The 15,167-nt window shown below is 49.4% G+C and carries 13 protein-coding genes and 1 tRNA gene; 5 read left to right on the top strand and 9 right to left on the bottom strand.

Annotated elements, in window-relative coordinates; genetic code table 11:
* Positions 1 to 24 precede the first annotated feature (24 nt).
* From HC352_RS01140 to HC352_RS01115, 6 genes are all read right to left on the bottom strand, one after another.
* The gene (locus HC352_RS01140) at positions 25 to 2,634 is read right to left on the bottom strand and encodes an ATP-dependent Clp protease ATP-binding subunit (RefSeq protein WP_168917200.1); all 2,610 of its coding nucleotides are present in this window, start codon (positions 2,632 to 2,634) and stop codon (positions 25 to 27) included.
* Positions 2,635 to 2,724: 90 nt separating this feature from the next.
* Complete coding sequence (dtd, locus tag HC352_RS01135; protein WP_168917199.1) at positions 2,725 to 3,174, bottom strand: D-aminoacyl-tRNA deacylase; 450 nt, start codon at positions 3,172 to 3,174, stop codon at positions 2,725 to 2,727.
* Complete coding sequence (gene ygfZ / locus HC352_RS01130; protein ID WP_168917198.1) at positions 3,174 to 4,277, bottom strand: CAF17-like 4Fe-4S cluster assembly/insertion protein YgfZ; 1,104 nt, start codon at positions 4,275 to 4,277, stop codon at positions 3,174 to 3,176. Before ygfZ ends, dtd begins: the two co-directional genes overlap by 1 nt.
* Positions 4,274 to 4,888 (bottom strand): heme-binding beta-barrel domain-containing protein, encoded by a 615-nt coding sequence (locus HC352_RS01125; RefSeq protein WP_168917197.1) that lies wholly within the window; start codon positions 4,886 to 4,888, stop codon positions 4,274 to 4,276. The genes ygfZ and HC352_RS01125 overlap by 4 nt, the downstream gene beginning before the upstream one ends.
* 33 nt (positions 4,889 to 4,921) lie before the next feature.
* On the bottom strand, positions 4,922 to 5,728 hold the full coding sequence (locus tag HC352_RS01120; RefSeq protein WP_168917196.1) for a hypothetical protein: 807 nt from the start codon (positions 5,726 to 5,728) through the stop codon (positions 4,922 to 4,924).
* A gap of 401 nt (positions 5,729 to 6,129) precedes the next feature.
* The gene (locus tag HC352_RS01115; protein WP_247645204.1) at positions 6,130 to 7,560 is read right to left on the bottom strand and encodes an alanine/glycine:cation symporter family protein; all 1,431 of its coding nucleotides are present in this window, start codon (positions 7,558 to 7,560) and stop codon (positions 6,130 to 6,132) included.
* A 266-nt stretch (positions 7,561 to 7,826) separates the two neighbouring features.
* Here HC352_RS01115 and HC352_RS01110 point away from each other — a divergent pair, with 266 nt between their 5' ends.
* The 4 genes from HC352_RS01110 to HC352_RS01095 all read left to right on the top strand — a co-directional run bounded on the left by HC352_RS01110 (position 7,827) and on the right by HC352_RS01095 (position 12,671).
* Positions 7,827 to 8,453, top strand: coding sequence for a DUF47 domain-containing protein (locus HC352_RS01110; protein WP_168917195.1), 627 nt, complete (start codon positions 7,827 to 7,829; stop codon positions 8,451 to 8,453).
* The gene (locus HC352_RS01105) at positions 8,453 to 9,466 is read left to right on the top strand and encodes an inorganic phosphate transporter (protein ID WP_168917194.1); all 1,014 of its coding nucleotides are present in this window, start codon (positions 8,453 to 8,455) and stop codon (positions 9,464 to 9,466) included. Before HC352_RS01110 ends, HC352_RS01105 begins: the two co-directional genes overlap by 1 nt.
* Before the next feature lie 96 nt (positions 9,467 to 9,562).
* Positions 9,563 to 10,054 carry a hypothetical protein gene (locus tag HC352_RS01100; protein ID WP_168917193.1) on the top strand — a complete coding sequence of 164 codons (492 nt, stop codon included), beginning with the start codon at positions 9,563 to 9,565 and terminating at the stop codon, positions 10,052 to 10,054.
* 4 nt (positions 10,055 to 10,058) lie between these two features.
* Positions 10,059 to 12,671 carry a GDSL-type esterase/lipase family protein gene (locus HC352_RS01095; RefSeq protein ID WP_168917192.1) on the top strand — a complete coding sequence of 871 codons (2,613 nt, stop codon included), beginning with the start codon at positions 10,059 to 10,061 and terminating at the stop codon, positions 12,669 to 12,671.
* A gap of 469 nt (positions 12,672 to 13,140) precedes the next feature.
* On the opposite strand, the gene HC352_RS01090 is transcribed toward HC352_RS01095, so the two are convergent.
* Positions 13,141 to 13,767, bottom strand: a complete 627-nt coding sequence (locus tag HC352_RS01090) for a hypothetical protein (RefSeq protein ID WP_168917191.1) — start codon at positions 13,765 to 13,767, stop codon at positions 13,141 to 13,143.
* 274 nt (positions 13,768 to 14,041) lie between these two features.
* On the opposite strand from HC352_RS01090, the gene HC352_RS01085 reads away from it, so the two are divergent.
* Positions 14,042 to 14,115: transfer RNA gene (locus tag HC352_RS01085), tRNA-Lys, on the top strand.
* Positions 14,116 to 14,276: 161 nt separating this feature from the next.
* On the opposite strand, the gene HC352_RS01080 is transcribed toward HC352_RS01085, so the two are convergent.
* Positions 14,277 to 14,672: an EamA family transporter gene (locus HC352_RS01080; protein WP_168917190.1), complete on the bottom strand. Its 396-nt coding sequence runs from the start codon at positions 14,670 to 14,672 to the stop codon at positions 14,277 to 14,279.
* On the bottom strand, positions 14,657 to 15,160 hold the full coding sequence (locus tag HC352_RS01075) for an EamA family transporter (protein ID WP_168917189.1): 504 nt from the start codon (positions 15,158 to 15,160) through the stop codon (positions 14,657 to 14,659). Before HC352_RS01075 ends, HC352_RS01080 begins: the two co-directional genes overlap by 16 nt.
* Positions 15,161 to 15,167 lie beyond the last annotated feature (7 nt).

Raw genomic sequence — 15,167 nt, 5'->3', positions numbered from 1 at the left:
TTGGACTCGTTCTATGTGTAAAAATTAACTATCAACCTCTGGAAACGCTGCCGGCTTCGATTCAGTTCCAGGTTGCGTCGAATTTGAATCCGGATTTAGAGATGCAGGTTGAGCAAGCCCATTGATTACTTCCTTATCGGCAGCCGGCTTAACCCCCTCAGGCAATCGATAGTCCGAATCCTGTCCAGTAAACGTAAACGACATCGGGATATTTTCCTCATCAACATCGACGACGATCGTCTGTCCACTAGAAAACTCGCCAAATAGCAGTTTCTCTGACAACTCATCTTCAATGTCTCGCTGAATTGCCCGGCGTAATGGACGAGCACCAAGAACTGGATCATACCCACGCTCAGCTAACAGATTCTTTGCCTTCTCGCTGAGCACAATGCTCATGCCCTGATCTGCCAACCGAACATCGAGCTTACCAATCATCAAATCAACAATCTGCAAGATCTCAGGCTTCTGCAACTGCGGGAAGACAATAATGTCATCCACACGGTTCAAAAACTCTGGACGGAAATGATTCTTTAGCTCATCATTAACCCGCAACTTCATCCGTTCATAGGACGTTGTTTGGTCACCATCGATTTGGAAACCAGTAGCAACACCCTTGGCGATGTCTTTGGTACCCAAATTCGTGGTCATGATAATCACTGTGTTCTTAAAGTCAACAACGCGGCCTTGCGAATCAGTCAATCGGCCCTCTTCGAGAATCTGCAACAAAGAATTGAACAAATCCTGATGCGCCTTCTCAACTTCGTCAAACAACACAACCGAGAAAGGCTTACGCCGAACCTTTTCCGTCAATTGGCCACCCTCGTCATAACCGACATAGCCCGGAGGGGCACCAAACAACCGCGAAACCGTATGCTTCTCTTGGAATTCAGACATATCCAAGGTAATCAAGGCATCTTCGTCACCAAACAAGAACTCAGCCAAAGCCTTAGCAAGTTCCGTCTTACCAACACCAGTCGGACCAGCGAAAATAAACGAACCGCCAGGACGATTTGGATCCTTCAACCCGGCACGGGTACGACGAATCGCTTGAGCCAACGCCTTCACAGCTGCATCTTGGCCAATAACGCGCTTATGGAGTTCGTCTTCCATCCGCAGTAACTTAGCCGACTCAGCCTCAGTGAGCTTAAAGACCGGAATACCAGTAGCCATCGAAAGAACTTCCGAAATAAGATCCTCATCAACCACTGCAACAACATCAAGATCGCCTTCGCGCCACGCCTTATCACGCTCGTCTCGCTTTTGCGTCAATTGTTGTTCCTGATCTCGCAGCGAAGCCGCTTTTTCGAAATCTTGGCCGTCAATAGCAGCTTCCTTCTGCCGCTTAACTTCCGCAATTTCCTCATCAAGTTCACGTAACTCTGGTGGCGCGGTCATCTTTCGAATAGCCAACCGAGCACCAGCTTCATCGATCAAATCAATCGCCTTATCCGGCAAGAAACGATCGTTAATATAGCGATCAGCCATCGTAGCAGCTGCCTCAAGCGCCTCATCAGTAATAGTCACCCGATGGAAGGCTTCATAACGATCCCGCAAGCCTTCCAGAATCGCAATCGTTTCCTTCACGGACGGCTGCTCTACTTGTATTGGTTGGAAACGGCGTTCTAACGCCGCATCCTTTTCAATATGCTTACGATACTCATCAAGCGTAGTTGCACCAATAACCTGTAGTTCACCACGAGCCATCATCGGTTTGAGCAACGAAGCTGCATCAAGAGCACCTTCCGCAGCACCGGCGCCTACCAACGTGTGAATCTCATCGATAAACAAGACAATATCGCCACGAGTATTAATCTCTTTCAAGATCTTCTTCATGCGCTCTTCGAAATCGCCACGGTAACGCGAACCGGCCACCAGCGATCCCATATCGAGTGAATACAGTTGCTTGTCTTTCAACGTCTCCGGAACATCACCATGCGCAATAGCTTGAGCTAGACCTTCAACGACTGCAGTTTTACCCACACCAGGTTCTCCAATAAGAACCGGATTATTCTTATTACGGCGAGATAAAACCTGCATCACGCGCTGTGTTTCGTTATGCCGGCCAATAACCGGATCCAACTTATTATCACGCGCTGACTGCGTGAGATTACGGCCAAACTGATCCAATATAGTTGATCCAGCTTTAACGCCTTCACGAGGGCCACCGCCACCAACGCCAACAGCTTCCTTGCCACCTTGATACCCGCTCAAAAGCTGAGTAACTTGTTGGCGAACTTTCGGCAAATCAGCATCTAGCTTGACTAGAACCTGGGCAGCAACACCTTCTTGCTCCCGGCATAAACCAAGTAGCAAATGCTCAGTACCAATATATGAATGACCTAATTGCAGGCCCTCCCGCATCGCATACTCTAAAACTTTCTTCGCTCGCGGAGTAAACGGAATATGGCCAGAAGGTTGCTCTTGGCCTTCACCAATAATTTCTACAACCTGCTCACGCACAGCATCGAAGGAAACATCCAGCGCTTCGAGCGCCTTGGCTGCCACACCTTCGCCTTCTTTTATCAAGCCAAGCAAAATATGCTCAGTACCAAGATAATTATGCTTGAGGTTGCGTGCTTCTTCTTGCGCCAACACGATCACTCGGCGTGCGCGGTCAGTGAACCTTTCAAACAATGTGGTTTCTCCTTCAAAATTGTGTAACTGACCCCTACTTTAGCCAGAAAATTCATTCTTGCGGTAATGCGTTCGCCACAGGCATGACAATTAAATATCGAGGATGATCGTAAACGGGCCATCATTATGGATCTCAACATCCATCATTGCCCCAAATTGCCCAGTTTGTACAGCAATTCCATACTTGGCAACTTCTGCCACAAGCGTGTCAAATAATGGTTGAGCAATCTTCCCCGGTGCCGCATGCGTCCACGACGGCTTTGTCCCTTTATTCGCGTTAGCATACAAAGTAAACTGTGAAACGAGTAAAACACTAGCACCGGCCTGAACAACATCAACTCGCTGCTTTGGCTCATCCGACCCAGAACTATCGCGCAAAATTTTCAACTGCGTAATTTTGCGTGCCAACTTCGCAACCTGCTCTGGCTCGTCGTCGTAAGTAATTCCCACCAACACCGCCAACCCGGTATCAATCTGGCCAACAATCTGCCCCTGAACCGTCACGCTTGCTCGCGTAACGCGCTGGATAACCGCACGCATCAGCGTCCTTTCACTGATTTATTTTCTACAGCCGATGGCGAACTAGCCAATCGCCGAGCACTCAATCCTGCTCCTGGCCGCTCACTTGGTGAGACTGAAGACTTCCCCTCCCGGCTGACAACCGCCACCTGAGATGCAACAAAATCACCAACCTCAACCACAACGTCGAGTGGCACCGAGCGTTTAAGCAATGCCAACGCAACCGGCCCATCATCAACCGAACGCGCCACCGATGTCACTATCCCTGCAGGCTTACCACCCACTGTTACCGGCGTGCCCGGTTCTGGCAGTTCTTCGTCGCCTTCCAAATATAAAAACGTTAAACGACGAGGAGGCTTGCCCAGATTAATCAACTTCGCCACCGTTTCCTGGCCCGGATAGCAGCCTTTTTCAGTATGTACAGCTGTGCGTAACCAATCCACTTCATTCGGCAATGTCGAATAACTACCTTCGCCGGATAATGACGGCCGCCAATCCATCACACGCGCAGCTTCCCACGCTTGAGTACCTGCTGCGGAAAGCCCCGCATTTAGTAACGTTTCAATCGCATGCTCAGTTTCACCACGTGGAACGACGACGACGCAGCGCCGGCTATTGAAAGCTGGATGATCAGCATCCTTCACTCCGTAATGGGCTCCTCCAGGAGCTGTGGTAGGCCACGGATCCTGCCACACAACCGTAGCAATGTGAGTAAATGCATCAGGCAATTGTGCGGCGGTAACCATCAAACCAAAGGCCATCGAGTCTACTGCAACCGTCTCCACCCGCATCATGAATGTCATGCGCTTAAGGTGCTCAATCAGCGCAGCACCACGTCCCTGCTCAGTGATCAACCAGATAGCATCCTCAGCCACCACCACGTCACTACCGTGAACAACGTGGCCTTGGGCATCAAGAACTAACATCTCTGAAGAATCACCAACGGCTAAATCCTCAAAGTTTTGCGAGGAAATCAGATGGAGTAACTTCCCCCGGTCAGCCCCCGAAACTCTGATCACGTCCCTAGCCAGTAATGTGAAAGCATCTCCGGAACGCAACCGTCGTTCTTCAGCAAACGGACTGCCATAATGCGATCGAACCACGCCGGCGTCGCCAATATTCACGCGCGCTCCCCGTCGTCACTAACTGGATCGACTGATTCATCGAACATCCGCGACAATCTACCTGCCATATATGAACGCATATCCGCTCCGAAAGCCGCCATATCAACTGCATAAAACAAATCCGAAGCAACTGAACCAGCCATCAATTTAGCCGCATCGATCTGTGCCCCCGAACCGGAGCGCATCACCGAATCAGTTACCATCTGCAACCGCGGGCCATTAATCAAACCAACCCACGCATGTGAAACACCAACCGGGGAGGCTAACATTGCTTCCAGCTCCATCGAGCCATCGGCGCGCTTACTACTTTGCGGATTCACGCGAATAAAACCCGTATGTTGAATCCACAACTCACGCTTAGACAACTGGTTATAGGTTGTCTGGCCAGAAAGCTCCTTATCAACAATGCCAGCCGGTTCATTCGCTAGCCATACCTTCGAGGTAACTTTCAGATATGGTCCGCCATCGGAAGCATCAAAACGCACCTCGTGAATATATGCTGCCGGCTCTACATTCTCATACTCGAGAATCCCACCACCAACCCACGAATCGATCAGCCACGCAAGTGCAGTATTTTCAGGAACTAAATTTTCAGGAAGTCGAATAGCCATAGTCTAAGGCTAAACGACAACCACCCAACCTGCCTAGAGATGGATAGCCAAATAACTAAAAAGCCCCACAATTAACAACGGAATCATTGCCCGAGAGGCACCGTTAATAGCTGGCGAAGGACGGGGCAAATCTGCCACTGCCCGTGCAGTAAGCAAATACGCACCCGCCGTCGAGACTCCAATCAATAATGAAGGCTCAAAAGATAACTCCGTTAAATAACCAAACCCTAGCGCGAACGCAATGCCATTAATAAACCCAGCAACCCGCGCAGCCCACGAATCAAATGCGTGCATTAATGCCACAATTGCTAAAGACACCGCAGCAACAATCACCACATCTTTGCCTTGAGCATGACGCATCGTATGAATCCATAATGAACCCGCTACTAAAACCACAGCCCCAGCAAAACCGCCCGACAGCTGTTCAATTAACTGCTTGCGCCCATCAGTACGAAACATTTCCGCTATAAATGCCGCAATCACACTGCCAGCCATCACAATAGCTGTATGCTCCACCGTGCCAAATAACGCGGTCACCAAAAGCGCTATCGCCAACAAGGTCAACATAGTGCGCGGGATAGTGCGGTTAGGTAGATAAAGAAGATTTGGCCAGCCACTAATAAGAATGGCACCCAAGATTGCAACCGCGAGCGCGATTGCATACGGACCAAAAACAGCACCTACTGCCAATGAGGTTGCGCCATAAATGCCAATTAATGCCCGGGCATAGCCAGCTCTTTTTTCCCACGCTGCGGTTAATAGCTGGGCTGACGGGACGTGTGCCAACTCAGATGTATCGTCCGGGTTATCAATAGGTGGTTGCAGTTCACTCGTATTCACAATAAACATTGTTTCATAAGAAAGCTACGAGATGTGTAATAGCAATCGGATTTACAGTTGTGGCGGGTGTTATTGCCCTATCGTGAGGAAACTCGGTCACAAGGCTGCACCGCTCAAACACGTGCCCGCACAAGCGTTCATCACTGATGGAAAACGTGCACTTTTAAGACTAGAAAATAACGATGAGAGCGTCTATAGTTTTAGTCAAGACACCGGGTTGTGAAAGCCCCGGGCTCCAAATATTTGCCGCTACGAGCGGCCTTCGCGCCGACAGGCGCTCTCGGATCCGGTGTCCTAGACTTCGGCAGGGGTCGCGGCGGATGGCTGCGACCCCTGTTGCGTTATCTTTGCTCTTTGTTGCTCTTTGTTCTTTACGCTCGTTACTTCCCTAATTGCTAGGCTCACCAAACATCAGTGGGAATTTCCCCAGGTAAATCTGCCTGATCTGCTCGAAATATCGGTGTCTGCCCGCGAGCACTCTGCTTTTCATAATCACGAAGCAGGGCTACAATCCACGGCGAAAGAGCAATAATCGCAATCAAATTCAGCAATGTCACCACAAACATTGCCGTGTCCATGACAGTCCATACGAACGTCAACGCCATGACTGAGCCAACGAAGCTGAAAATAACGAGGACGGCTCGCGATATTAGTTCCAATGGCCGAGATTTCTTCAAAAAGACTAAATTAGCTTCCCCGTACGCATAAGCACCCAAAATTGAAGAAAAACCAAAGAAGAAGATCATGATTGAAATAGGCCACGCCATCCAACTACCTAATGTTGCAGTAATAGCATCAGTCGTTATATGCGCAGCATCATCCGGGGTGATCGCAGAGTAATCGAGAGCTCCAGTAGTCGAGATGACAAATCCAGTGGCAGTACAGATAACAACCGTATCCAAGAACACTCCAAAGGCTTGGATAAGACCCTGCTGGACCGGATGGGCTACCGTTGCGGTGGCAGCAGCATTTGGTGAGGTGCCCATACCCGCCTCGTTAGAAAACAACCCACGCCGAGTACCGTTAAGAAACGCAGCAACAAAGGCTGAGCCAGTTCCTACAAATGCCTCACGAAGGCCAAAAGCTGAAGCGAAAACATCTGCGAAAAAACGTGGCACTTCAGCAAAATTGAGGATAATGATAATGATTGCAACACCGATATAGAACAATGCCATCACGGGTGAAATAACTTCCGTTGCCTGCGCAACTCGCCGCACACCACCAAAGAGAACAAGTGCGGTTAGCCCGGCGATCACCACGCCAATCTTCCATGGAGCTACCCCATGCGCCTCGGAAATAACTTGGGCGATCGTATTAGCTTGCACCATCGGCATCGCCACAAACATACAAAAAACCATCGCCGAAGCGAAAATGACAGCTAATGGGCGAGATTTCAGGCCATCCATAATATAGGACGCCGGACCGCCACGGAATGAACCATCTCGGTGGCGGAATTTAAAAATCTGAGCCAAGGTCGCCTCAGAAAAAGCAGTTGCCATACCAACAAGAGCAACCAACCACATCCAGAATAACGAACCTGGCCCGCCTAAAATCATCGCTAGCGCAATGCCGGTAATATTCCCTATCCCAATTCGGGTTGACATACCCATCGCAAACGCTTGGAAAGAGGAAATACCGCCGTGCGCCCCACGTCGAGATTTTCCAAGATAAAGAGCCATGCCGGCAAAATGCCGCACTTGCATGCCACGGGTTCGGACCGTCAAATACAAACCAGTACCTACCAAGGCAAATATCATTACCCAGGTGTAGAGCCAATCATTTACACTCCCCAACCAAGCAGTCATCACCTGAATCGTCTCATAACCGGCCATTACCTACACCTCTTCTCTTTCAGCATCATTTATCGATATAAAACATCACTATCTTACCCTCTTGACTATCTACATACTCAACCTGTCCAGCATGTAATATCTGTGATTTATCACCGAAAAGTAGTAGCGCCGAAGTTCTGTTAGCGACAAAAGGCCTTGTGAAGTATACGACTCGATCCACGCAAATTTTGAATTTAACAAGCGCGTTCGAGCTCAGCAACGTAAGGTGAAGGTGACAACTGTTCACTTAGTGTTCTGAGGGCATTGTGAGTCTAAGTAAATTCGCACCGGGTAAAGCCGTGCTAGAAATGTTTGCAAAACAAGCTAGCCACATCGTATCTGCAGCCGAAATATTGGTGCAGATGGGTAGTGCCGATCGTTCAACTCGTAAAGAATTGAACAAGAAACTCCACGAAATCGAAAACCTTGCTGACGACGGCACCCATGACGTCCTACAGAAGGTTGCGCATAGTTTCGTTCTTCCGTATGACCGCGAAGACGTCTACGCCCTAGTATCGATCGTCGATGACATCGTCGATCTTATCGACGAAGCTGGCGACAACATGGTTCTTTACCGGGTTGACGAGCTTCCAGCTAAAGCACTGGAAATGATTGACATTATTGCCAAGTGTGCTGCGCTGACAAACGATGCAATGAAACTCATCGCATCCATGGGCGAACATACCAAGAAGTATGCGTTGGAAATCAACCAGTTGGAGAACCAAGGCGATATTATCTACCGCAAACTTATGCGCGAGATTTTTGCCGACGACGACGCCAACGCTTTAGAGGTCATCAAGATCAAGTTCGTTGTTGACGCCCTTGAAGCAGCAATCGACAGCTTTGAAACTCTCGCTGTCTCAATTGAAGGTATTGCGATCAAGGAGTCCTGATGCTCGATCCAATCTTGCTCCTCGTGGCCATGGTGATCATCATTGCGTTCGCTTTTGATTTCACCAACGGTTTCCACGACGCTGCGAACGCGATCGCAACATCGGTTGCAACCCGCGCACTCGCACCACGCACGGCACTTATTATGGCCGCGATTATGAACTTCGTCGGTGCCTTACTGGGTACTGGCGTCGCCGAAACCATCGGTTCTGGAATCGTTGATATTCAAGATGTTCCGGATCAAATGGTGGCATTATTTGTTGTTCTTTCCGGACTAATTGGCGCGGTTATTTGGAACCTCATTACCTGGTGGCTGGGTTTACCTTCCTCATCTTCCCACGCGCTTATTGGTGGATTGGCTGGAGCCGGCATTGCGGCTTCGATTACTGTCCACTGGTCCGTTATCGGTGAAAAAGTTGTACTTCCTATGTTCATCTCGCCGTTTGTTGGTTTCATTTTGGCCTACGCGCTGATGTCTGTAGTTATCCGGGTTTTTGCGAATTTCGCATACCGGCCAACCATGCGACGCTTCCGCTATGCCCAAACGATTTCGGCAGCTGCGACTGCACTCGGCCACGGCCTGCAAGACGCTCAGAAAACGATGGGTGTTGTTGTGTTAGCGCTAGTAGCTGGCGGATATCATGAAGGCCATGAGGTGCCTTTGTGGGTCAAGCTTGGCGCTGCAACTGCCATTTCTTTGGGCACCTATTCTGGTGGCTGGCGTATCATGAAGACCTTGGGGTCTAAGATTATTGATCTTGATCCATCGCAAGGATTCGTCGCGGAAACTGTCGCCTCATCGGTTCTCTACGTCACCGCATTTGCTTATCACGCACCGATCTCAACTACCCACACAATCACGTCAGCGATTATGGGTGCTGGTGCTACAAAACGCCTTTCTGCGGTTCGCTGGTCCGTGACAAAGTCTATCGTCGGCGCATGGTTCCTAACAATGCCCGCCGCCGCAATTGTGTCGGCATTGTTCTATACAATCATTCACGTCATTTTCATCTAACACTCTTCAAACCTCAAGGTTGGGTAGCTAAATCTTTCGATTTAGCTACCCAACCTTTATAGTTACTATCATCGGCTATTGTTCAAAGGAGACATCATGACCACCCCGACGTCTGCTCACGCTTCTCTTTTGTCGAACCGAGTAGTTATTGTGCTCATTGTTTTTCTTGTCCTCGTCACAATCGCCGGTGGTGGCATCTGGCGCTGGGGGCAGCATCTAAACTATTGGGGAACACCGCCAGCTCTTGCTTCTCTCATGAACGAAAAGGTCGCCCACCCAGACCAACTCGGAATTGAAACCGACACAGTCTGGCACACCCCTTCGGCTGGTTTCCTTGGCAAATCTCGCCCCTATGAGGTGCGCTACCAAAGCACCGGAAGCATCGACGTCGAAAAACTAACTGAGCTAACAACGACTGCCGAGCAAGACGGCTGGGTGGCAGATAACTCTTGCGCTGCCCCGCAACTATGGTGCGCTACCAAGAAAACAGCCGGCGAGCCTACCAAGTGGCTCACAATATCTTCCCAAGAAGTTATCGGAAATTCCGGAAAAAACATTCCCATAGCAGTGTCTATCACTTATTATTAAGGGCATGAGAACTCTGACAACGAAGTTACTTGCCGGATTCGTCGCTTTAACGACTTTTCTTTTCACGGCCGCACCTGCCCTTGCCGACCAAACAACCCAACAGGATGAAAAATACCTCACCCTTACACTCATAGGTGATTCATACACCGCCGGAAACGGTATCGGTCTCTACTATGGCCCCGAAGAATCGTATCGGTCGATGCGTAACTGGGGTCATATTTATGCCAATAAACTCAATGAAAACGGCGTACATACCACCGTTCATAATCTCGCCGAATCAGGGCAAATCACTGACGGCGTGCTAACAAACCAAATCCCTAAAGTCCCCGTCGATACCGATATTGTCCTCTTCACCATCGGCGGTAACGATATCGAATTCCAAAACATTATTACCGGCTGTTTCGCCGGAGTCCTCTCCTCAGCCAGCAAATGCAAAACTGCGATGAATGTGGCTGAATCCAAAATCGATGAAACATTCGCCAACGTCGAACACATCCTCGAAAAACTCGCCGAGCGCCTCGCACCTGACGCACAAATCGTGATGGTTGGCTACCCCTACCTCTCAACCGACACATCATTCGCCTGGGGTAGCTTCGATGCTGCCCGAGAAGTGCGCAAGTTCGGACTCAAAGCCGTCGAGCTGCAAACAGAGCTGACCAAAAAATGGAACACCGACCCGACCCATCCACAGGTCACCTTTGTTCCCACACATACCGCATTTGCCGGCCACGAACCTGACCCGTACTTCTGGGGAACAAATCCACAACGATGGTTTAACGAACTCGCCGAAACCAACGGGTACATTGACGAAAACGGAAAACTCGTCTCCGAATGGTCAGGCACAACACTCATGTTCTACCATCCCAACATCACCGGACATGAAGAAATCGGCAAACTCGTCTACAACGTCGTTGGCGTGCCTGATTCTGCCCGCACAAAACCTAGCTTCGCCCGACCAATTGACGTGACGTTCCTCGTCGAATCCTCACCTAAAACCCAAGAAAAAATCGGGGAGATTAAAAAGCAGATCAAGCGAATCGCGCAAGAAACACACGACGCATCAACCAACGCAAACCAAGATGCTCGCTTCAGCCTGCGATCCTACATTCGGCCAGAACTAGCCCAAGATACTCCTGCTGACCTAGCTGAGGAAGAAAACCTCACCCCGGTAGAAAACAATGGTGACAGCGAATCCGCACCAGACATAGTTCCTGATGTAACAGTCCCTGACCTACCTGACACAACTGTTACTGACCTACCTGACGCAACAGTCCCTGACCTGCCCAGTGATACCCCGGAAGATACCGAACCAACACCACCGGCTGGTCCAGCAGCACACTCTGATTTTGGTCCCCTCGCCCACGTGCTCAGCGCACTTGACGACCTCAACACAACAACTGAAGAAAACGCGACAGACCTATTCACCACACTCACACAGGTAACACAATCGTCGCCATGGCGCGCCCAAGCCCGCAAGATCGTCGTCGTTATTGGGGATGCTGAAACTGACCAAAATACCGAGAGCGTCTCACAATCCGTCGAACAATTACTTTTGAGTGCTTTTGCGGCCAACACCGTCGAATTCAATCTCATTGACCTGGACACCGAGCGTGCCAAACCATTGACGATGCTCTTCACTCGAACCGGCGGGCGCATCCAACTACTTGGCGACCTACGTCCACTTATTTTGGAAGCCCCCACAGCCAAACTTGGTCAAGTACCGACCCAAAAAATCGGCAACGCCATAGAGTTCAGCGCCGATGGATCACTGTCACCCAACAGTGACATCGTTCGCTACGAATGGCACTTCGGAAACGACCCAGCCGCAACCCAAACAACAACTGAACCAACAACCAGCTTCGCCTTCGGCTCCGCTGGCGAATACCAGGTTTCAGTGACCGTGACCGACGCCGATCAGCAAAGTGCAACCACGACCATCACGGTGACCGTAACCGAAGATGGCGACCTTATCGCCCAAGATGTTGATAACTGTCCTGATGTAGCTAACGAAGACCAGCTCGATACTGACGGCGACGGCATCGGCGACGCCTGCGACCCGATCAACCAAATCGAGCTTGCCAAAGAGGTAACAATAGATGGCAAGACTCAAAGCTTCGATGTCCACACGCTCTTCCCTGGAGCAACAGATATTACCCTCAGCTACGATCAGGAAAGTGCTAAAGGCTGGACAATCGCGCTAGATGAATCAGTGCTCTCATACGCGGCGTCCGAAGCAGTAGCCAACCGGAGCCAGATCACCGTTACGATTGACATGCAGCTTCCCGCACCAGCTACAGTTCTACGCCAGGTGCCACCGATGAAGTCAATGTCGATCCAACTGCAGCTAACCGCCAAGAATGCGCCAACCGATTTGATTCCGCTAACTCCAGCAGTAGAGGTTATTCCGGCGCTAAAGCTAGCACCGGCAACCACCACAATCCCAGCGCTACCACTAGGCCCAGCAGCTCAAACACCTCAAGAACCTGTAGTAAAAACCACTGCAAGTGAGCAACAACTTGCCCACACTGGAATAGACGCTACAGCTCTTGGAGCTTTTGCCTTGTTGCTTTTGGGCCCTGGTATTGCCTTTAATCGGCGCGCTCGGGAAGAAGCATAATAAGTATCATGTAGCTATATGATACTTACTTCGTGGGTGGCTAACCGTTACGGTTAGCCACCCACGTTTTTGTTGACATGAACCCCTAATGCCACAGACATATCCTCGTTGAATGCCCCCTATAGAAACTATTACCCGATTGCCAATTACCCAATTATCATTGCCTTCCGGCTCATATCTACCTAATTTCCCCACTGTCACTAAAACTCGCCATTAAGAGCAGATACGCTTCGATATCACCTACCGTTGCATATTAACGAGTTTTTGTGACAGCACATCATCTCAAAATGTCCCTTGCCGCATTCCCTCTTTGAAACAGCACAAAAGTTGCCGGTGCTTGCGAATAACGCAAGCACCGGCAAACTGAGACAAGATAAATTGTTGATGCAGGAAGATTGCTCATGTAGGCCACAATGAACGTAGGTGCTCATACACCTCGTTCATTGATAGCAGCTTGAATTAAACGGCACTACTTGGATTGCACGTCACTACCACTAGGCGGAACAACACCTTCACGGAATATTTTCTCCCCCGCTTCACGGAACTCTTGGGACGTCCGTGCCATACCAGTTGCCCGTCGCGTAACCAATGTAGCCAGTGGATGATCATCCTCGTCAATCCACACAGGTTCTACACTCGCCAAGAAATCAGTTAGTCGAGCAGACTGGCGTATAACATCAATGAAATCACCAGCAAAAGAACCACCAAAAACGCTGTCCCACAATTTCATGACGTTTTCTGGCTCAAGCACATTTTCTTGAGACGCCCCGGCTTTTTGAGCAGCTATAAAACGCTGGTGAACATCTTCTGAGAATCGTCGTATCCATTCGCGTAACAGATACCCCCGCCATAAGATTCCAGGCAATGATGTTTCTGGTGAATCAACCCACGATTCGGCAATAACATCAACACCTTCTTCTGCTATTAATGCGCGTAAGCGTGCAATGACTTCATTATCTACTTCTCCACCATGTGGAATTAAGGCATGTGCAGTTGTGTACGCTAATTCTGAACGCGCTTCGATGTTGACGTCACCATCAATAACTTCTAACTGCTCTGGGCGAAGTTGTGCTGGCCGGCGAAATACTGCATTCATGAGACAAACCTCCTCAGGCTAGTGTCGACTGTCACAAAATATTTTTTAAAGCTCCTAGTATTCATATTACTGACTACCATCTCACCACATTGTCACACACATCACAACGGAAGAAAATGTCTTTATGGCACATAAACTCTCAGAATTATCTGCATTTCCCACAATTTCCTCACCTGAATTCAGATGTCGTTTGATTTTTACACAACACACTTTAGGAGCTATACTAGTAAAAGTTTCGTCGCCAACCCGGCGAAATCACGCTTGTTTCAAGCGGGGGCCTCTAGCTCAACTGGTTAGAGCTGCGGACTTTTAATCCGTAGGTTGTGGGTTCGAGTCCCACGGGGCCTACTAGTATCGCTGGTTACGAATTCTTTCATAACCAGCGATTTTTCCTTGTCTAAAATTCCGTTGCCCCACTGCCAGGTTGCCCCACCCTGTTGGTTGCTACACCCTGTTAATAGATTTATTGCGCCCACATTCTAAAACCCTATTTTGAGCTACCTCAGGCATTATTTTGCATTGGGACGCATTCCTACCAAACCAACAGCAGCAGTAATAAGCACCAGCCCAGCAAGTTCCCCAATCGTCGGAACCTGATGCAAGATAACAAGCCCAACAACAAATGAAGTAGCTGGTAGAAGAGAGTTCAACAGAGCAAATGTTGAGGCGTTAATGCGTCTCATAATCACCGTATCCATAGCATATGGCGTGACCGAAGATAAAAGCGCCACTAGCATCACTAACCAGAATATCCGTTGGTTAGAAAAAATTGGCCCCAAAGACATACCAGCGATTGGCAACCACAGCAAAGATCCCGTCAGCATCCCAACGGCCAACGAATCCAGACCATTTCCAGTTACTGCAATCCGCCGCCCAACATACATATAAATTAAATAGCCCAGCATAATCCAGCGATTAATGCGATCACTATTCCCGTGCTTACTCCCGGAGCATGTATATCTACCCCAATCCAGGAGATAAGAAAAACTCCACTCAAAGCAAGAATTATCCCTAGCCGAATGCGCCACCCTTTACCGACAATGGCGGCAAGAATAACTGGCCCTAAAAATTCTAAAGCTACTGTCGTCCCAAGGGGAATTCGGGCAATGGCTAAATAAAAAATAACATTAGTTGACACTATGGATAGCCCGTAGATTGACGATAAAACAAAAGCATGCCGACCTTGTGGAGTGGTGAGGTTAAGAGATGGGCGACGCCAAGCAACGAGCATAAGAGAGGCAAAGAATCCGCGCGCCCACGCAACAGCAATAACCGCAACGGATGAAAATAGACCAACCGCAATCGTTGCGCCACTGTATTGAATAGCCGCCGTGAGAAGTAAAATGAATGGCGCTAACGGCCAAGTTTCACTAGTTTTTTCACTCCGTATCACAAATACC

The sequence above is a fragment of the Arcanobacterium buesumense genome, assembly GCF_012563545.1.
Classification (GTDB): Bacteria; Actinomycetota; Actinomycetes; order Actinomycetales; family Actinomycetaceae; genus Arcanobacterium; species Arcanobacterium buesumense.
The sequence above is the reverse complement of the archived record's forward strand: the minus strand, read 5'-3'. Positions and strand labels throughout refer to the sequence as shown.